Origin of the sequence: Stenotrophomonas sp. FR010 (assembly GCF_047520755.2) — a bacterium.
In the GTDB taxonomy this organism is placed as follows: domain Bacteria; phylum Pseudomonadota; class Gammaproteobacteria; order Xanthomonadales; family Xanthomonadaceae; genus Stenotrophomonas; species Stenotrophomonas sepilia.
Window position 1 is genome coordinate 23313 of sequence record NZ_JAXBQT020000032.1, and the last position, 17871, is coordinate 41183.

At 62.6% G+C, this 17871-nt stretch carries 17 protein-coding genes and 1 pseudogene; 14 read left to right on the top strand and 4 right to left on the bottom strand.

What is annotated here, in order from left to right; translation table 11 throughout:
- Window positions 1-99: 99 nt before the first annotated feature.
- The 3 genes from ACM0PK_RS20240 (at window position 100) to ACM0PK_RS20250 (ending at window position 8779) form a co-directional block, all read left to right on the top strand.
- Complete coding sequence (locus ACM0PK_RS20240; protein ID WP_146257816.1) at window positions 100-609, top strand: hypothetical protein; 510 nt, start codon at window positions 100-102, stop codon at window positions 607-609.
- A 109-nt stretch (window positions 610-718) separates the two neighbouring features.
- The gene (locus tag ACM0PK_RS20245) at window positions 719-8092 is read left to right on the top strand and encodes a calcium-binding protein (RefSeq protein ID WP_414607843.1); all 7374 of its coding nucleotides are present in this window, start codon (window positions 719-721) and stop codon (window positions 8090-8092) included.
- Between the two features lie 378 nt (window positions 8093-8470).
- A complete protein-coding gene (locus ACM0PK_RS20250) occupies window positions 8471-8779 on the top strand; it encodes a hypothetical protein (protein WP_146257817.1) in 309 nt (102 codons plus the stop codon).
- 219 nt (window positions 8780-8998) lie between these two features.
- On the opposite strand, the gene ACM0PK_RS20255 is transcribed toward ACM0PK_RS20250, so the two are convergent.
- Complete coding sequence (locus ACM0PK_RS20255; RefSeq protein WP_414607844.1) at window positions 8999-9475, bottom strand: DUF3693 domain-containing protein; 477 nt, start codon at window positions 9473-9475, stop codon at window positions 8999-9001.
- A 129-nt stretch (window positions 9476-9604) separates the two neighbouring features.
- On the opposite strand from ACM0PK_RS20255, the gene ACM0PK_RS20260 reads away from it, so the two are divergent.
- The 9 genes from ACM0PK_RS20260 to ACM0PK_RS20300 all read left to right on the top strand — a co-directional run bounded on the left by ACM0PK_RS20260 (window position 9605) and on the right by ACM0PK_RS20300 (window position 15228).
- Window positions 9605-10003: a hypothetical protein gene (locus tag ACM0PK_RS20260; protein WP_495498540.1), complete on the top strand. Its 399-nt coding sequence runs from the start codon at window positions 9605-9607 to the stop codon at window positions 10001-10003.
- Window positions 9993-10742 (top strand): rolling circle replication-associated protein, encoded by a 750-nt coding sequence (locus ACM0PK_RS20265; protein WP_414607846.1) that lies wholly within the window; start codon window positions 9993-9995, stop codon window positions 10740-10742. Before ACM0PK_RS20260 ends, ACM0PK_RS20265 begins: the two co-directional genes overlap by 11 nt.
- 73 nt (window positions 10743-10815) lie before the next feature.
- Window positions 10816-11115 (top strand): hypothetical protein, encoded by a 300-nt coding sequence (locus ACM0PK_RS20270; RefSeq protein WP_164093712.1) that lies wholly within the window; start codon window positions 10816-10818, stop codon window positions 11113-11115.
- Between the two features lie 3 nt (window positions 11116-11118).
- On the top strand, window positions 11119-11322 hold the full coding sequence (locus ACM0PK_RS20275; RefSeq protein WP_049405305.1) for a hypothetical protein: 204 nt from the start codon (window positions 11119-11121) through the stop codon (window positions 11320-11322).
- Window positions 11323-11330: 8 nt separating this feature from the next.
- Entirely contained in the window at window positions 11331-11564 is a 234-nt protein-coding gene (locus tag ACM0PK_RS20280) for a major capsid protein (RefSeq protein WP_414607847.1), read from the top strand.
- A gap of 98 nt (window positions 11565-11662) precedes the next feature.
- Window positions 11663-13087: a virulence factor TspB C-terminal domain-related protein gene (locus ACM0PK_RS20285; RefSeq protein WP_414607848.1), complete on the top strand. Its 1425-nt coding sequence runs from the start codon at window positions 11663-11665 to the stop codon at window positions 13085-13087.
- Window positions 13088-13089: 2 nt separating this feature from the next.
- Window positions 13090-13401, top strand: coding sequence for a DUF2523 family protein (locus tag ACM0PK_RS20290; protein WP_049405310.1), 312 nt, complete (start codon window positions 13090-13092; stop codon window positions 13399-13401).
- 1 nt (window position 13402) lies between these two features.
- Complete coding sequence (locus tag ACM0PK_RS20295; protein ID WP_049405313.1) at window positions 13403-14605, top strand: zonular occludens toxin domain-containing protein; 1203 nt, start codon at window positions 13403-13405, stop codon at window positions 14603-14605.
- Window positions 14602-15228 carry a TraX family protein gene (locus ACM0PK_RS20300; RefSeq protein WP_049405315.1) on the top strand — a complete coding sequence of 209 codons (627 nt, stop codon included), beginning with the start codon at window positions 14602-14604 and terminating at the stop codon, window positions 15226-15228. Before ACM0PK_RS20295 ends, ACM0PK_RS20300 begins: the two co-directional genes overlap by 4 nt.
- A 93-nt stretch (window positions 15229-15321) precedes the next feature.
- Here the strand turns inward: ACM0PK_RS20300 and ACM0PK_RS20305 are convergent, their stop codons facing one another.
- On the bottom strand, window positions 15322-15714 hold the full coding sequence (locus tag ACM0PK_RS20305) for a hypothetical protein (protein WP_152905354.1): 393 nt from the start codon (window positions 15712-15714) through the stop codon (window positions 15322-15324).
- A 67-nt stretch (window positions 15715-15781) separates the two neighbouring features.
- The gene (locus tag ACM0PK_RS20310) at window positions 15782-16120 is read right to left on the bottom strand and encodes a DUF3653 domain-containing protein (protein ID WP_049408699.1); all 339 of its coding nucleotides are present in this window, start codon (window positions 16118-16120) and stop codon (window positions 15782-15784) included.
- Window positions 16121-16495: 375 nt separating this feature from the next.
- Here ACM0PK_RS20310 and ACM0PK_RS20315 point away from each other — a divergent pair.
- Window positions 16496-16678, top strand: a pseudogene (locus tag ACM0PK_RS20315) (hypothetical protein); the annotation flags it as partial.
- 253 nt (window positions 16679-16931) lie between these two features.
- Window positions 16932-17258 (top strand): HNH endonuclease, encoded by a 327-nt coding sequence (locus ACM0PK_RS20320; protein ID WP_323162603.1) that lies wholly within the window; start codon window positions 16932-16934, stop codon window positions 17256-17258.
- On the opposite strand, the gene ACM0PK_RS20325 is transcribed toward ACM0PK_RS20320, so the two are convergent.
- The coding region (locus ACM0PK_RS20325) for a hypothetical protein (protein ID WP_495498541.1) at window positions 17255-17871 on the bottom strand (617 nt) is incomplete at its 5' end. The two genes, ACM0PK_RS20320 and ACM0PK_RS20325, sit on opposite strands and share 4 nt — an antisense overlap.

Sequence of the window (17871 nt, forward strand, 5' to 3'; positions counted from 1 at the left end):
ACGAGGTCATTCGTGCGAATGCTGCGCTTCCTCCTGCTTCCGCTTCTGGCAGTACTGGCTGCATGTCAGGGTCCTCCCCCTCAGCGTCCCGTGCACGTGATGCTCCGCCCCTACCTGCTGCGACCCGGTGTCGACCCGGCGGGTGACAACGCAGTGGTCGTGAATCTGTATCGCGACAACGGCCGCGTCAAAGAAGGGCCGGGCAGAGCGGCGGGAACGCCATGGACGTCCATCCGCCTGCTGGTACGCGTCGGTACCACGTTGCCCGCGTCAATGTCGCTTGGCGACGATGACCGCGTCATGGATGAAGGCGACGGTTTCGAGCGTCTGGTTCCGCAGAGCTGGCCCCCTGAACGCGGCATTCTTCGCTTCGAAGGCCCGTGCGCGCATCAGGTGCTGGCGACGCAACGGTCCGGTGACAGCACGGACAAGGGCACCTACCTGGCTGAAATGCAGATGGATGGCATGTATCTCCAGTATCTCTACGGCGCGCAATCCCACGCTGACCATCTTCGCTTCGCCGCCTGGGCCTACAACTGGTATTCCGGGCATACCTGCCCATCCTCGGAACCTGCCGCTGGGAGCCCGTCCGAACCCGGCAGGCACTGATCCAAGACGCCATCCTCTCCACGCGCTGCAGGTGCGGCGCCTGCTCCTCGCCTGATCCATCACGCCTTCAGTCCATCCACCCTTCACTGCCGCTGTATCAAGGAAGAACATGTCCGGTATTCTCAATCTCGATTCGTCCCAGCGCACCACGCTTCAGAACTACAGCAACTCAGGCCAGCATGCCGATGCATATCGCTACCTGAGAGACCTTGCCCAGACCCAGGCACGGGGGTCGGATGCAGCTACCGCTGCAGAACTCAACAAGATGGCGAACTGGTTCGATGCCGCAGGGAAGATCAACGCCAACGATGGCAGTCTGGTGAGCGATCTGGTCCGCGGCGCCACCATGTGGCAGGGTACGGTCAATGGGCTCAACGCGAACGAGGCGTGGTTCCAGAACGGCTCTGACATCCTGGCCCGTTCCGTGGTCACTGATGTGCTTGCAGGCGAAGTGGGCTCGCTGAGGGACATCATTGGTACCGACGTGATGACGGCTGTGAAGGACATGCAGCTGGGCGAGGCTGACCGATGGGCAGGCACGCTGGGCGACCAGTTCGATCCGCCACTTGGCCTGGGCGAGGATTTCGTCCAAGTACAGAGCGAGGACGGATCGGTTACCGGCTACGTGCAGGATCTTGCAGCCGCCATCCTGTCGAACATCAACGGCGTGCTGCGCGCGGCCGGCGTTGAAGCTCCACTGAGCGAAGCGATGGGCTGGGTCATGGACCATGGGTTCGGCCGATTCCTTGACCTTCTCGGCGAGGGAATGGGCTGGGCCATGGACAATGGACTGGGCCGCTTCATTGATCGGTTCGAGGACCTCGCGCGGCGCATCCGCGGCGACAACACCTACCACATCGAGCGTTACGATCCACTGGCACTGGATCTGGATGGAGACGGCCAAGTGCGCACGGTGGCCGAACGCGGCTGGGCTGGCACCCTGTTCGACCACGATGGCGATGGTATCCGTACCGCCAGTGGCTGGGTGGATGCGCGCGATGGCCTGCTGGTCCGTGACCTGGATGGCAACGGGCGGATCGATTCGGGCCGCGAATTGTTCGGTGACCAGACACGGCTGGCGAACGGCCAGCGGGCCGCCAACGGCTTCCAGGCGCTGGCGGCGCTGGATGACAACGGCGATGGCCGGGTGGATGTGAACGATGCGTCTTTCGCGTCGCTGTCGGTGTGGCGCGACGCCAACGGCAACGGCATCACCGATGCAGGAGAACTGCTGACCCTGCAGGAGCTGGGTATCACCTTCCTCGGTACCACCATGGGCGGCGCCAGCGGCGACGTGGAGGGTGGTGCACTCCTGGGCTCTTCAACATTTGGCCGGCGCGATGCGAACGGCGTGGAGCAGACCCATCTGCTTCAGGATTTCAACTTCGACAACGACAGTCTGCGCTCGGACTATGCCGAGGATATTGCGGTACCGGAGGCTATCCGCGGGCTGGTCAACAGTCGCGGCATCGGCAACCTACGCTCTCTGCACCAGGCAGCCGCACTGTCTCCCGCATTGCAGGCCCTGCTGGTCAGCTTCTCTGCAGGAGAGACCCGCCAGGTACAGCGTGACTTGCTGGACGATTTGATCCTGGAATGGGCGCGTACTAGTCCCTACTTCTCTTCGCAGGCCATCCGCATCAACGACGGCGGTGGCGTGGAAGATCCCAATTCCACCAACGTGGTGCGCCTGCGTCCCAATGAAGTTCTGGTATGGCCGGAACCGACCTGGCTGGATGAAGTGCAGACCATGAAGATGCGCGTGGTCGAAGCGATCATGGGCTACGCGCCGATTACCGATGTCTGGTGGGGAACGCAGACCGTGCAGCAATACGTGCAGGTCTACGATGCGATTTTCGAGGCATTCTATGCAACGCTCAGCAGCAAGTCGCGCCTGAAGGGCTACACCGACCTAATCCAGCCCACTTGGGATGTGCAGGCAGGACAGGTCAGCTTTGCTTTTGCCGCACTGGAAGCCAAGCTCAACACGCGTTTCGCCAACAGCCAGGCCGATGCCATCATCGACCTGGCGGAGTTGCTGCGAGCGCAGGGGCGCTTCCTGTTGGGCAACGGGTGGGCCGTGGGCGAGACCATGCTGCGCAACTGGCTTCTGCAGGCGGAGTCTCAGCCTGATCTCGCTGCGGCACTTGCTGCCGCCGGCCTGCAATTGAGCAGTGTGGCGACGGACGGCTCGGTGTCGGGCAGCCTCGGCAGCAACGATGGAATCCTCGTCGGCCGCGACCAGGCCGCCGATGTGCGCGAGCAGCTGCGCGGTGGTGCAGGCGATGACCTCATCCTCGGAGGTGCCGGTGGCGATATGCTGGACGGCGGCCAAGGCAGCGACACCCTGTTCGGCGGTGCTGGCGACGACGCCCTTTACGGCGGTGCCGGAGCCGACCTTCTGTCCGGAGGCGAAGGCGAGGACAATCTCGATGGCGGGGAGGGCGATGATCTGCTGTACGGCGACGCGGGCAATGACGGCCTAAGCGGTGGTGCCGGCGCGGACCGCCTGGAAGGCGGGCTGGGCACGGATGCACTCTACGGCGGTGCTGGCAACGATGTGCTTGACGGTGGCGCCGGCGATGACTACCTGCAGGGCGGCGACGGCAGCGACCGCTATCTGTTCGGCCGTGGCAGCGGTCATGACCGCATCAACAACTACGACTCCTCCAGCGGTCGCGTCGACACGCTCGAGATCGGCGCGGGGATTCTTCCTTCAGACCTGAAGGTATGGCGCAGCGGCGACTATCTGTGCATCCAGATCATCAGCACCGGCGACCGCGTCGATATCCAGGACTATTTCCGTGCGGACGGCCAGAGCGACTATCGCCTGGACCGCATTCGCTTCTCCAACGGGGTGCAGTGGAGCATTGCCGATGTCAAAGCGCTGGTCCTCATTCCCGTGCCGGGTGTGGATGATCTCTACGGCTATGACAGCGACGACATCATCCATGGCGGAGACGGCAACGAATGGCTCAGTGGCCGCGGAGGCAACGACACCCTTACCGGTGCTGGTGGCGCGGACACGCTGAACGGCGACGATGGCAATGACCAGCTTGACGGCGGAGAAGGTGACGACCGCCTCAATGGTGGTGACGGGCAGGACCTGCTGGTGGGCGGCAGCGGCAATGACACACTGGATGGCGGGGCCGGCGATGACCAGCTGTGGGGTGGCGTCGGCAACGATCAGCTGCGCGGCGGCCAGGGCAATGACCTATACGGGTTCGCCGCTGGATTCGGCCAGGACGTCATCGACAACTATGACGACAGGGCTGGACGCCTTGACGTGATTTCGTTCGCCGCGGGCATCGCGCCGGCGGACATCATCGCCAGCCGGGTCGGAGACGACCTGCTGCTGGTGCGTGCGGGCAGCACCGATCGCCTGACGGTGTCGCGCTACTTCCAGAACGACGGCAACGGTCCCTCGCGCGTGGATGAGATCCGCTTTGCCGATGGCACCGTCTGGACCGTGGCGGCCGTGCGCCAGCGGGTGCAGGTGGCCACCGCTGGCGATGATCACCTGCAGGGCTATGAGGGTGATGACGTTCTTTCCGGTGAGGGCGGCCACGACATTCTGTCCGGCGGGCAGGGCAATGACCAGCTGTTCGGCGGCGAAGGCGATGACACGCTGCAGGGCGGCGAGGGCAGCGACCTGCTGGATGGCGGCCAGGGTAGCGATACGCTGGATGGCGGCGAGGGCGATGACCTGCTGTCCGGTGGCGCGGATATGGACGCGCTCTACGGCGGTGCCGGCAACGACGTACTGGATGGCGGCGATGGGCGCGACTGGCTGGCCGGCGAGCAGGGCAACGATGAGCTGCGCGGCGGTGCTGGTGACGACGAGCTGATGGGCGGGCAGGGCAATGACATGCTGCAGGGCGATGCGGGCAATGATCGTCTAGCCGGTGGCAGTGGGGATGACCAGTACTTGTTTACCAGCGGTGACGGCCAGGACATGATCCTGGATACCGAAGGGGCGACCACCCTGCAACTTGTCGATCGGGCGCTGGCCTCGGCCGTGCTGCGGCGGGACAACGCCGATCTGGTCCTGACCTTCCTCGACGGTAGTGGCGACCAGGTTCGCCTTGAGCGCTATTTCGACCCGACCACGGGGCTGGCGGTCCTGGGGCTTTCGTTGGTGGCCGGCGGCCTCACCCGCATGCTCGATCCGACAGCCCTGGATCTGGCGGTGCTCGAAGCCACCTCGCTGGCCGACATCATCCACGGCAACGCCAGCCAGAACCTCGTGCACGCCGGAGAGGGCGACGACACGGTCCATGGCCATGGTGGCGATGACACGCTGTACGGCGAGGCCGGCGACGATCGCCTGTTCGGCGGGCAGGGGGCCGACGTGCTGGAGGGCGGTGCTGGCAACGACTGGCTCGACGGTGGCGAGGGGGTGGACGAGGCGCGCGGCGGTGCGGGTGACGACACCTATGTCGTGGACAACAGCAATGATCGCATCGTCGAGCTCGCCGGCGGCGGTCGAGACCATGTACTGAGCAGTGCCAGTTATGCACTGTCCGCGCAACTGGAGACCCTGACGCTGACCGGTGCTGCGGACAGCGACGGTACCGGCAACGAACTTGCCAACATCCTGACCGGCAACGAGGGTGCCAACCTGCTGGACGGTGGTGCCGGTGATGACCAATTGTTCGGCGGTCAAGGTAATGACCGCCTGCTGGGTGGCAGTGGCAACGATGTGCTGGATGGCCAGTCCGGGGACGATCACATGGAGGGCGGTGCCGGTGATGACATCTACCATGTCGACAGCCAGCTGGACAGCATCGTCGAGCTCGCGGGCGAGGGACTCGATGTCGTACATGCCACCAGCGACTACGCTCTGTCGAGCAACGTCGAGCGGTTGGTGCTGGTAGAGGGGAGCGGTGCCATCACCGGCACCGGCAGCGCTGACAACAACGAACTGACAGGCAACAGCAACAGCAATCGCCTAGACGGCGGGGCAGGGGCCGACCGCATGCTGGGTGGCTTGGGCGATGACACCTACGTGGTGGATCAAACCGGTGATGCGGTGGTTGAGCTTGCCGGCGAAGGCCACGACACCGTGGAATCCAGCATCGATTATATTCTGGGCGATACCCTGGAAGATCTCGTGCTGACCGGCACCGGCAACATCAATGCCACCGGCAATAGCGGCAACAACCAGCTGACTGGCAATGCAGGCAACAATCGCCTGGATGGCGGCGCCGGTAGCGACTGGATGCAGGGTGGCGAAGGAGACGATTACTACATCAACGACAGCAGTGGTGACTGGATCGTCGAGCACGCCGGCGAGGGCGTCGATACCGTCGAGCGGCGCTATGAAACGAACCTGGTGCTCGCCGATGAGGTCGAGAATCTGATCCTGGCCGTCGGCATCCAGACCGGCAATGGCAATGGGCTGGACAACGTGATCACCGGCAATGCCGGAGCCAATACCTTGGCGGGCTGGGATGGCGATGACCTGCTGTACGGCCTGGATGGCAATGACTCGCTGTTTGGTGGCAGTGGCAGCGACACTCTGTACGGAGGCAATGGCAACGACTATCACGATGGCGGCGAGGGTATCGACCGCATGGAGGGCGGTGCCGGCGACGACGTCTATATTGTCGATGACAGTGCCGACGTAGTGGTCGAGGCCGTTGGTGCCGGCAAAGACCAGGTCCAGGCGAGCGCTTCGTACGTACTGTCGGACAACATCGAGAACCTGTTCCTGACCGGCGCTGGCGCCATCAATGGCAGTGGCAATGCGCTGGACAATTACCTTGCCGGCAATTCGGAAGCCAACACCATTCACGGGCTGGGTGGCCACGATACGATTGTCGGCGGCGGTGGCAACGACACGCTGGTTGGCGGTAGCGGCGATGACAAGTATGTGTTTGACGCCAGCAGCGGCACCGATACGGTGGACAACACAGGTGGAGGCTTCGATGGTGTGTTCTTCACCGGAGGCATCAGCCGCGAGCGGATTTCGTTCAGTCGCGACGGCAACGATCTGCTGATCACCCTGGACAACGCCGCCACGCCGGCCGTCCGTGTCACCAACCACTTCCTCGGCGGCGACGCCGCGATCGACTACGTACAGCCAGACGGTGGTTCGTACCTGACCACCGCTCAGATCAACCAGATCGTCGCCGGCGGCAGTACGGGCGGCCAGTTTGACCAGGTCATCCAGGGAACCGCAGCCGGCGAGCAGCTGGCAGGCAGTGCCGGCAAGGATCTCATCGAGGGTCTGGGGGGCGCCGACACACTGTTCGGCATGGGCGGAAATGACACCCTGCGCGGAGGCGACGGAAACGACTATCTGTCCGGTGGCAATGGAAGTGGCACCGGCTCGGGCGATGATCGCCTCGAGGGTGGGCTGGGCAATGACACCTTGCGTGGCGAAGATGGGAGCAACGTGCTCATCGGCGGCGCAGGCGATGACCAGTACGCCTACGGCGGCGGCATCGATGTCATCGACAACACGGGAGGCGGTACGGACTGGTTGATCTTCCAGAACGACATTTCGTTGGCCAAGCTCACCTTCGCCCGTGATGGCGACAACCTGGTGATCACCGTCAACGGCAATGCAAGCCAGAAGGTCACCGTCACCAATCACTTCCTTGGCGGTGACATGGCGCTGGACTACCTGCAGCCGGCAGGGGGCTCGGCGCTGAACACGGCGGCCATCAATGCCTTGGTGCCGGGTACCGGTGGCGGAAATCCGGGAGGTGGCAACGACGGCGACTATCCCTCACAGATCTCCGGCACGGGGGCCGGCGAGCAGCTGGTGGGTACCAGTGGCCGTGATCGCATCCAAGGTCTCGGCGGCGACGACACACTGTTCGGCATGGGCGGGGATGACAAGCTCGAGGGCGGCGACGGCAACGACTATCTGTCCGGTGGCAATGGCAGCTTCAGCGGTTCGGGCAACGACATCCTGATTGGCGGCGCGGGCGACGATCAGCTGGTGGGCGAAGACGGTAACGATCTGCTGTTCGGTGGCGTCGGCAACGACACCTACTTCTATCGCGCTGGCGGTGGCGTGGATACCGTGGACAACACCGGTGGTGGTACCGACTGGCTGTACTTCGACGGAGTCGCGCGCAGCCGCCTGAGCTACTACCGCGACGGCGATGATCTGCTCGTACGGCTTGATGGTGACGCTGCTCAGCAGATGCGAGTGCTCAAGCACTTCCAAGGAGGGCAGTACGCTATCGCGTTCGTCCAGCCTGGAGACGGAGGCAACGCCATCTCGGCATCTGCGATCGCCGGCCAGCTCAAGCCGCTGCCGGCCGCAGCCTCGCCTACTTCGGCCCGCACGATGGACACGTCGGCCGGCGCTGAAGTGCGGCAGCTGGTCGAAGCCATCGGTGGCTTCAGCGGCGACGCTAGCGCAGGCTGGAGTGAAGCGCAGGGCGTCGTGGCAGAGCCGTTAATGGGCCACGCTGGCTACGAACTGGGACATGCCTCTGGTGCCTCCATGCACTACCGCAGGTGAGAAAATGGCCGCTGAGGCGCGATGAGGGCGCCTCGGCAGCCAGCTAACGGCGAGTAGCTTTAGGTCCCTGGCTAAGTGACGATAGATGTTCGCCTCTGGCGGCAAAGCAGAGATTGCCGGGGTAGACGGTTAGGGTGATTTATCGGGGGTAGGGGAGGATAGCTTTCGACCCAATGCAGACGTCGGGATCAGCCCTGCTAGGCTGAAGAGCGCTACCTAACGATGGATCCATCTAACGTGCAAGCGACGCCTCGGTACGGCACAGCGAGTAGCGTGCATGGATGATCGGCGAAGAATTCTTACCGCCAACGTTCTCGTGGCCTCCAGCGAGGCTAAGCTCAGATGGACGGCATTTGCTGCCGATCAAATTGACCGAGATTGAACTATATGAATGATCCAACACAACCGCGCAACCTCCGCGATGCTGTGCACGGCATGCTTTTGGCTGCCGCACCCGAGCGCACCGCCGAATTGCAAAGCTATTGGGACGAGTACTCGCCGCAATTCCAGATACTTGAAGACGATGGGCCCGACGGCCCTATCGTTCTTGACGCCGGTGGATTCGTCCATACCTCAACAAGGCGACATGGGAATGGATCAGACAGCACCTTGACTGACACCGCCGAAGTCCAAGGGGTTCTGACGTGGTTGGGACTCGGGGACCGCGACACCGGAGCCAGCAAGTGAATTGTTCGCTTGGACTCTTCAAATTTGGAGGGTCCAAGCCGCCGAGCTAGCTCAGAAATGAAGCTAACGGTCATAGCCGTCTCCCAAATTAGATGCTCTCGAAAGCGCGCGGCTGCAGCGCCTTGGCAACATCATTGGAGATGCAACAGATTCGCGACGCACCATTGGTGATGCACCAAGATCACAGCGAGTCATTGGGACTGCACGTAGCTCAGCGCATCAACTGCTACAAGTTGCCGCACAAGCTGCCCCAAATTCGCAGCGCTCAACACTGAAGTGGATGGTTGTCAACGGACTGGTTCGGCCTGGCCTCGCGGTAACATAATATACAGAATGCGGCTGATCGGAGCCGGAAAAGCCTTGCGAATCAACGGCTTTAGCGCGGGCGGCGCCTGGCATTGCGACCACTGCGAGCACCAGCACTGCCGCCGCCGCGCTTAGCCTGTCCAACACTGAGCGCCAGACCCTGCGTTGAGCTGGTGTCTCTGCTTGTTCCTCCATCACTCGAACTACCAGCTCGCCGTCCGTCTGTGCCAATGCGGCCAGTGCTTCCAGATGGTGGGGCTTGATGGCACCCCCCTTCCGCCACAAGGAAACCGCCGAGCGGGTGACGCCTACGCGGGCGGCCAAGGCCATGTCCGTCTGCGGGCTGCACATCTCGCGCGCCTTATCCAAGAGCAAATCTTTCGCGGTCATGTCGAGTTTCGCTTGACAGGAAGTTGAGTCCTACTTTACAACGTCCCCTGTCGAGTTGGACTCGACACCCGCCACCGGCACCCCAAGGCCGCTGGCGGGTCCTCTTGGGGCTTGGGGTAGGGGACAGGGATGATTGATCCACTCGTTACCTTCGTGCTGCTAGCGGCCATTGCGGCTATCTCCATCGGAGCCGCTCGCATCGTGTCGTGGGTTCTGGACCGGCGTGATCGTGCCGCCGTCCAGCGTGCCAAGGAAGCGGCCTTCGTAGCCCAGGCACGCGCCGAACTGGATGCAACCGGCTGGACCGAAGACGACGAGTCTGCATACCAGCGCAACCCTTCCGCCTACGACCGTGAACTGCCGGGCATGTGGGAGGCGTCCGATTTCATGGGCGGTCGTGATTACGACCTGGACCCGGTCACCCGCTCCGAAGCGCTCTATCAGGCCGAGATTGCCGCCACCAAGCGTGGCGATCTGTTGGCCGCAGCAGAATTGGCTTGCATGCGCGGGCAGGGCGATGAGCCATGATGACTCACTACCCCAACAGTCCGTGCTACCTGTGCGGGGGCAGCCTACAGACCCTCCGAGCAGCGGATGCGACGCTGAATTGCTGCACCAGCTGCGGCACGTTGATCACCAAGCGCAAGGATACGCCGAGCTACTCCAGCGCGTTCCTTGGCAACAGTTCTGGACGCTCACGTTCAAGCTCAGCAAGACCAGTCGAACAGGCGGCATGCACGAGGAAGCGGCTGATAAAGCGTTCCGCTACTTCGTCAGCTGCCTCAATCGCAGCATCTACGGTCCCAAGTGGGCATCACGCTGGCACGGCGGCATTCAGTGGGCGCGAGGGCAGGAATTCCACCGCGACGGCCGGCTGCACTTTCACGCCGTCGCAGCTGCACCTACCGATGACCTTAACCGCCTCGCCAGCCGGTACGAGTGGCACGAATGGTGGTACCGGGAGTTCGGTCGCAATCGCATCGAAGCGCCACGCAGCCAGGCGGATATCACCGGTTACGTAAGCAAGTACGTCACGAAAGGCGGTGTGGTCGATTTCTCGCGGAACTTTGGGGCATGGAGCCCGCCGCCTATCGACTACACGCGCCGCCCAGAGCAAGACGCCTTGATCGCAGGCGACAGCAACACGCGATCCGACAGATCAGGGCGACACCTGGTCACCGGGCGGACTGATGCAAGCATCGCGCAACGGGGCAACAAGCGGTCCACCACGTCTCCCTGCGGGGGGGTAGGGGGGGACTTAGCTTGACCCCACAGTACCGCCCGAAATTTGCCAACGACGAAACGACAAAGCCAATCAAACAGACCAAGGAATCGAACCGATGAACGCTCCGAAGATCACGATCAATACCGCCGTCGAAATCCGCTACGTCACCACCAAGAGCGGCATGCAGAAGCAGGTTCATTTCCAGCGCGCAACGCTAGAAACCGAAGCGATGCGCATCCAGGTGGAAGTGGAAGTTGACGGCCCCGAGAAGGGCTATCCGGTTGGTGCGGTTAAGGAATGGGATCTTGTTGCCGACCTCGTGCCCGGCCGCTTCGGTATCGAGCTGGCACGTCGCATGACGCTTGTTGATCCGCAGGGCGCAAAGCCCGGCACCCCGGCTAAGCAGGCTGCATAAGTCATGGCCGTGCTGATCCCCGCGTGCCGCGAAGCCGACTTGGACACGGCCACGGGGACCTGCACGGCTGTGATCTGGATTCCTCAACCGGCGCTGCTGCCGGAACTGCCGATTGAGGATGCTCAGGCCATTGGGGCAAAGATCGCGCTCTTGTGGGCCTTGGCGTACGTGTTCCGGCTCATCCGCAAGAAAATCGAACAGTCCTAGGAGGACACATGCACAAGATCTTCAACGCCCTGAAGGGCAAGGGTGCCGCTCTGGCAGTTGCTGGTACCGCCGCGCTGGCCTCGGCGCCGGCATTCGCCTCGGGCGGCAGTGGTGGCGTCGACGTGGGCAACGTGGTGACCGCGATTCAGGGTGCCGCCGCTCCCATCGCCGCCATCGGCGGTGCCGTGCTGACCGTGTTGGTGGGCATCAAGGTCTACAAGTGGGTGCGCCGCGCGATGTAACGGCAACCGGGGGGCAGGGCCGACTCCCTCCCCCCGGTCTTCTAACGCCCTGGACAGGGCAGGGGGCTTGGGATGGAAGGGTGGATCTGGCTCGGCGCATGGCTGGTGGCCTGCGCGATCATCTTCGTGGACTTCAGCTGATGCTGTTGCCATTCAAATGCAGCCGCGCTCTGAGCGCATTTTTGCTCGCGCTGGCAGCGACGTTGTTTCTATACGCCGAACCGGCTCGCGCAACGGTCTGGTATCCCGATGAAGGCGCGGCCTACGCTGGCTGCATGGCATTGGCGGCCAGCACACCTACCGATACTTCGTATGGCGCTGGTACATGCACGAGGCTCGGTACAAACATGTTCAACTGTCAACAGCCATTTATCGGCTCTGGCTCAACGGGGCCACGGGGCTGTGGCTTGGCGTTTGACCCGTATAAGGATTCAAACCACGGCTTTCCGGAAGGCAAGGATTGCGCGAGCCGTCCCGACTGGAACGGCCCATATCCGTACCTCAACGGGGGCAAGCCCAAGAACGGCTCGGTGACGTGTAACGCCGGCTGTAAGCAGGCGTGGTACTCGACTGGGGATGGCTACTTCAACGGCAAGTACACGTCCGATCCTGGCATTTGCTCCAACTACGATGAAGATAAGTGCAATGCTCAGTTTCCGGGCTATCACTGGAATGCGGGCATGTCTGCTTGTGAGCCGGATGACGGAAAGTGCAAGGACGGCGGCAAGCAAAACTCGCTCGGGCAGTGCGCGCCCGAGCCGTGCCCTGATGGCATGGCGCAGCAGTCGGACGGCACGTGCAAGAAGAAGGACAATGAATGCCCGGCTGGTCAGGTTCGGTCTCCTGATGGCAAGTGCTTGCCAGGTGATGGACAGTGCGCAAGTGGCGAGGTTCGTGGCCCCGATGGCACGTGTAAGAAGGATGGCGACGGCGACGGCAAGCCTGATGAGCCGGGCGATAAGGATTCCTTCTCCGGAGGCGATGACTGCAACTCGCCTCCATCATGCAGCGGCTCGCCGATCATGTGCGGACAGGCACGTATCCAATGGCGGATTGAGTGCAACACGCGCAGGAATCGAAATATAGCCGGTGGCCTGTGCAGCACGATGCCTGTTTGTACGGGCGAGAAGTGTGACGCGATGGAGTACGCCGGACTCCTCATGCAGTGGCGCTCGGCGTGTGCGCTGGAAAAGATGGCGAGCAATACCGGTTCTGGCGGTGGTGACGCTGATGTAAAGGCGATTCGTGACGCCCTGACCGGCACAGGTGGATCTGTAACTACGCCTGCCGACCGACCAGCCTCCGACGTGTGGTCCCCGAGCAGCGGACAGCCAACGCGGCCCGACGCTTCGGGTTACGGCTGGGGTAGGGGATGCCCGCAACCGCCTGCAATTGAGGTCATGGGCCAGACCATCGCGTTCGATATCACACCACTGTGCCGGTGGCTGGGCCTCGGCAGTTACTTCGTTGTGGGCCTCGCCGCACTGTTCTGCCTCCGAATCATCGCCAGTAGGGATGCCTAAACATGCCAATGCTCATCAGTACGTTGCTGACCGCGCTCGCCGCCTTGTTCCGCTCGAAGTGGGGTCCATGGGTTGCTGAGGCCATGGTGTGGCTCGGCATCTCCTGGGCGACGAATGAGTTCCTTGTAGATCCGTGGATCAGTCAGATGGAAGACGCAATGCGTGCCGGCGCGCCGGGTGGCGAGTGGGGTGCATTGGTGGTGTCTTATGCGGGCATCATGAAGTTCGATGTGGCTTGCACCATGATCGCTTCCGCTGTGACGGCAAAGTTCGCGGTTGGCGCCGCGAAGACATTTCTGACGAAGCGAACCTAACATGCCCATCGAACTGTTTACCGGGCAGCCCGGCAACGGCAAAACTGCGCTCATGATGGAGCGCCTTGTCGCTGAGGCGAAGGCCGCGAATCGTCCGATTTTCGCTGTCGGCATTGATGGCCTTGATCCCGGCCTCGCCACTGTGCTCGATGATGCGCGGCACTGGAACGACAAGGACGCCGAGGGGAATTACATCGTCCCGAATGGCTCGCTGATCTTCGTGGACGAAGCGTGGAAGTGGTTCGGACACCTGCATGACGCCACGCGGCAGCAGACGCCCAGGCACGTACTGGAACTGGCCGAGCACCGGCACCGTGGCTTGGACTTCGTGTGGACGACGCAGCAGCCGAATCAGCTGTATCCGTTCGTGCGCGGTCTGATTGGTGCGCACTCGCACGTGGTGCGGCGTTTCGGCACGAAGATGCTTGACGTCTATCGCTGGGGCGAACTCAACGAGGAAATCAAGTCGCTCGCCAAGCGCGATATGGCCCAGCGCACCACGCGGCTGTTGCCTTCGCAGGTCTTCGGACAGTACAAGTCAGCTGAGGTCCACACGATCAAGGCGCGCATTCCGTTTAAGGTGCTGGCGCTGCCGCTGATGGCCCTCGTTGGTCTCGGCCTCGCCTATTGGGCGTACACGTTGTTGCGTCCTTCCGCCGTTACGGGTGTTGCGGACACAAAGGGGACGCAATCGGCGTTAGCCGATGCGGCCCCTGCGCACGCTGGTACCAGCTCGCGCAAGGAAGATGCGCCGCGCTGGCCCTCAGCCGCTGCCTATGCAAAGGACCATCTGCCGCGCATCAGCACCATGCCCTGGACTGCGCCGGTATTCGATGATCGACAGGCGCGATCCGATCCGCAGTTGGTGTGCATGTCGTCCATGGAGGGACTGGACGCGCAAGGCGTGCGCCAAGAGGCGAGCTGCCGTTGCCTCACTGAGCAAGGCACGGCGTACGAGCTGAGTCAGCCCGAGTGCCGCACGCTGGCGCGCAATGGACCGGTCTACAACCCATATCGGGAGCGGTCAGAAGATCGGCGGGACCAGCGTTCTGAGGCGGCAAGCCAGCCTCGCCCAGTTGAATCGGTGGGTCTGGCGGGAAGCGTGGTGCAGCACGTTGAACGCACCATGGGGAGCTTCCCCGAGTCGGCACCGTTCCCAACGGAAAGCTACATGACCACGGCGCCGGGACCGAACAAGCTATGACCAGTAGCGCCCGCGAAGTGCTGAAGTGGCTGGCCGTCGTTCTCATGACGTGCGACCACGTCGCCAAGGTGATCCACGGCGGCTATGTGCCAGGTCTCAGCGAGGCGGGCAGGGTAGCGTTCCCCCTGTTCGCACTGGTGATGGCCTACAACCTCGCCCAGCCCGGCGCTGACGTGGTCAAGTCGGTGCGCAGGCTCGGGGTGTGGGGGCTGATCGCGCAGCCGGTGCATGCGCTGGCTTTCGGGTACTGGCTTCCGTTGAACATACTGCTCACGTTTGCGCTGTGTGCCGCCGCCATCTACGCAGCCGGTCAGCGCAAGTGGATTGTCCTGGCATTCGCCGTGGCTGTGCTGCCAGCATTCGTGGACTATCAATGGGCCGGCGTAGGGTTCGTGTTGCTGGCGTGGTGCGCCTTCAGGTGGCGCCAGTTCTTGCCGCTGGTACCGGCGTTCGCTGTGGTCTGCTGGTTCAATGGCAACCTGTGGGCGGTGGCGGCGATTCCGGTAGCGTTGAGCCTGTCCCGGGTGGAGTGGCGGGTCCCGCGTGGCCGCTGGGCCTTCTATGGCTACTACGTCGCGCACCTTGTGTGCATTGGGCTGCTGGCGCCTATACTGCGGCCATGAACCTGCGCCGCTACTTCGATGTGCACTACTGGGTTGCCCGATGGATGGATCGGGCGTTCGCGCGTCAGCAGGCGCGCAGGAAAGGCTAATCGTTCACGGGCAGGTTTCGCCCGGTACGTTCTCCCAGCCCCCAGGAATACGGCGGAACGCAACGCCACTGATGCAGCGTAGTTCCTCGCGTTGCCTTTTCGCCTCGGCATCCCTTTCGGCAGCTGCTCGACGCAGTCGAATTTCCGCGATTTTTGCCTGCTTTTCAGCTTCGCCAATCATGCCGGGCGGAGGGATCGCGGCATTGCTTGGCATTACCGGTGGCGTTGCTTCGGTGTGCCGCGCGAATCGTGCATTCCATGCGTCACCTGTCTTCAGGTGCAGCCAGATTCCAGCACCGGCCATGCCCAGTAGCAGCACTGCCCACAGGCCGAGCCACGGGAACTCCCAGCGTGCGCGCGGGATGGGTTGTAGGTACTCCGGTCGTTCGCGTTCCATACGGCCCCCAAGGCGTCCTGCGCGCATTCTAGCCGGGGTGTAGGGGCAGCGCCCCTACGGAAGCGCCTCACACGCGCTGGCGAGGCTTCGGCCCCGGTACCGGCAGGACTGCCGCCGGCGGTTCGGCGTTGGGGCCAGCCATCGCCACCGATGACCGCTTTTCCCGGCGATGTGCCAAGGCATCGGAGAGGTTCACTACGCTGGCGGCGTTGAAGGACAAAGGTTTCCGGGGCTTGCCGATCGCGCGGCCGGACTCCATCATCCGGCGCCATTCCTGCGCCTGGGCAGCAGTGAGCGACAGCCACGCCAGATCCTGCGGTTCCAGTTCGCGGCCTTCCGGGGTGACCAGTCGGCCAGCCTTAAACGAAAAACCGGCCCAAGGGCCGGTCAGTTTCCGATCACGCACGATCAGGCTCCATGCCAGAGTAGGAGCCGTGGAGACGGCAAGAGCCGTGCCAGCCACGCCAAGATGATCTGAACATAATATACATTATGCGAAATCGCGTATCCGCCGGATCTGGGCCTTTGTTGGGTCCGCGTGGCAATGGCTGGGCCTCTGGTGACTGCCACAACGGAAACGCCCCAGATCCCACAGCTGTCCGCCCGTATTTCCCCACAAGGACGCCCGCGATTTCCAGATCTCCCCCAAAGATGCCCTTGATTCCTGGATCCGCACCTAAGACGCCCTCGATTTCTGGCTCCACATCCAGCTCGCCCTTGAGTTCCCAACTGCGCACCTGATCGGTCAGAGCTTGTCGCCTGCACTTCCCAGTTCCGCCAGTCGCGACATTGGTCGCAAGAACAATTAGACGAGATCTCGGGCCTGAACGTGCGAACAGTTCAGCGGGTTGAGCAGGACTACAACACCGCGACTTCCCTGGGTGACGCGCCACGCCCCGCTCCACCTGCTCAAGCGCGTCGCTCGCCCCCTGACCAAGCTTTGACCTTAACTGGGCGTCGGTGACTCCCTCCCGTTCTGGTCGGCATCTGGGCCTTGTAGCGGCTCAAGCGCTGAGCTATAACGCCTTAGCCAGTCGCTATAAAGCGCCGGTGTTGTGCCCGCATAGCCAATAGGCTCCGGGTGCCCGAGGTCCACCCAATGGGGGCACGGGAATCCTTCGATTCCGGAGCCATCCATGACCGCCAAACGCCGCAGATCCCTTCGCACTTCTGCCTTCTACGCCCAATCGGGCCGTTGCTTCTATTGCGGCCTGCCGATGTGGCTCACTGCACCCTCAGAGCTCGGGCTGAAGGCCAGTAAGGCCCGAGCCTTTCAATGCACCGCCGAGCACCTGGTGGCCCAACAGGACGGGGGCAGAGACGTGTCCGGGAACGTGGTGGCCGCGCATAGCCGGTGCAACCAGGGCAGGCACCAGCGGAAGGGACCAGCCCCTTCCGCTGAAGCGTTCCGGGCGCTGGTTCAGACGCGGCTGGCAATGGGGAGATGGTGGTCCCGACTGCCATCAGGGATTGCACGTGCTTCCGTATGGCCAATTGAATTGAATCTTTGCAAGGAATCGGCAGCTGCTTGCCTGATTCGCTAGTCCACACTAGTGGCGCCCGGTTGCGGTGCTAGAACGGCGAGTCTGCTGCGAAATGGTCGCGCATTGGGCCTAACAAGGTCTGCGACCCTGTCAACACGTCCGAGAATTCCACCTGTCGCCACCTTCTCGTTCCAATATCGTTCCATCCACTCGGCTTTATCCAGGATCTTACCCGGAGCGCCTAGCAGCCTCTTGGCGATGAAATGCCGGATGAGAGCGGCCTGGCTATCGAGAATCACGACGCCCGCCCTTGGATTAGAGTCATAAGCGCTGTACGAGATCAGATAGTGGACATAGTGGCGGTCTGGCTCTTCGTCATCCCACGTCAACAGGTTGCTTAACCCCGCAGCGCGAGCATCCGATCGCACCTCTTCGCTCACGAGCACCATGGGATTGCGTGCTTCCTTACATTCCATGCGATAGGCGTCCAGCATCGCCGGTCCGAAGATCATCTGAGAATCATGATGAATGCTTCCAACTGTGAGCCCTCCACGTATCAATATATCAACCACTAGCAGGTGGACCGACCAGCCTTTCGTAGACATCCGGACGCCATAATTCATGGCAATGACCGAGGTGTTTATGGGCAACAGCAAGCAGTACACGGATGAGT

Coding starts and splice junctions, on each gene's coding strand:
- ACM0PK_RS20240 (WP_146257816.1), top strand. CDS start 100: ATGCTCCGCCCCTACCTGCTGCGACCCGGTGTCGACCCGGCGGGTGAC.
- ACM0PK_RS20245 (WP_414607843.1), top strand. CDS start 719: ATGTCCGGTATTCTCAATCTCGATTCGTCCCAGCGCACCACGCTTCAG.
- ACM0PK_RS20255 (WP_414607844.1), bottom strand. CDS start 9,475: ATGACCGCGAAAGATTTGCTCTTGGATAAGGCGCGCGAGATGTGCAGC.
- ACM0PK_RS20260 (WP_495498540.1), top strand. CDS start 9,605: ATGATTGATCCACTCGTTACCTTCGTGCTGCTAGCGGCCATTGCGGCT.
- ACM0PK_RS20265 (WP_414607846.1), top strand. CDS start 9,993: ATGAGCCATGATGACTCACTACCCCAACAGTCCGTGCTACCTGTGCGG.
- ACM0PK_RS20270 (WP_164093712.1), top strand. CDS start 10,816: ATGAACGCTCCGAAGATCACGATCAATACCGCCGTCGAAATCCGCTAC.
- ACM0PK_RS20275 (WP_049405305.1), top strand. CDS start 11,119: ATGGCCGTGCTGATCCCCGCGTGCCGCGAAGCCGACTTGGACACGGCC.
- ACM0PK_RS20280 (WP_414607847.1), top strand. CDS start 11,331: ATGCACAAGATCTTCAACGCCCTGAAGGGCAAGGGTGCCGCTCTGGCA.
- ACM0PK_RS20285 (WP_414607848.1), top strand. CDS start 11,663: ATGGCTGGTGGCCTGCGCGATCATCTTCGTGGACTTCAGCTGATGCTG.
- ACM0PK_RS20290 (WP_049405310.1), top strand. CDS start 13,090: ATGCCAATGCTCATCAGTACGTTGCTGACCGCGCTCGCCGCCTTGTTC.
- ACM0PK_RS20295 (WP_049405313.1), top strand. CDS start 13,403: ATGCCCATCGAACTGTTTACCGGGCAGCCCGGCAACGGCAAAACTGCG.
- ACM0PK_RS20300 (WP_049405315.1), top strand. CDS start 14,602: ATGACCAGTAGCGCCCGCGAAGTGCTGAAGTGGCTGGCCGTCGTTCTC.
- ACM0PK_RS20305 (WP_152905354.1), bottom strand. CDS start 15,714: ATGGAACGCGAACGACCGGAGTACCTACAACCCATCCCGCGCGCACGC.
- ACM0PK_RS20320 (WP_323162603.1), top strand. CDS start 16,932: ATGTGGCTCACTGCACCCTCAGAGCTCGGGCTGAAGGCCAGTAAGGCC.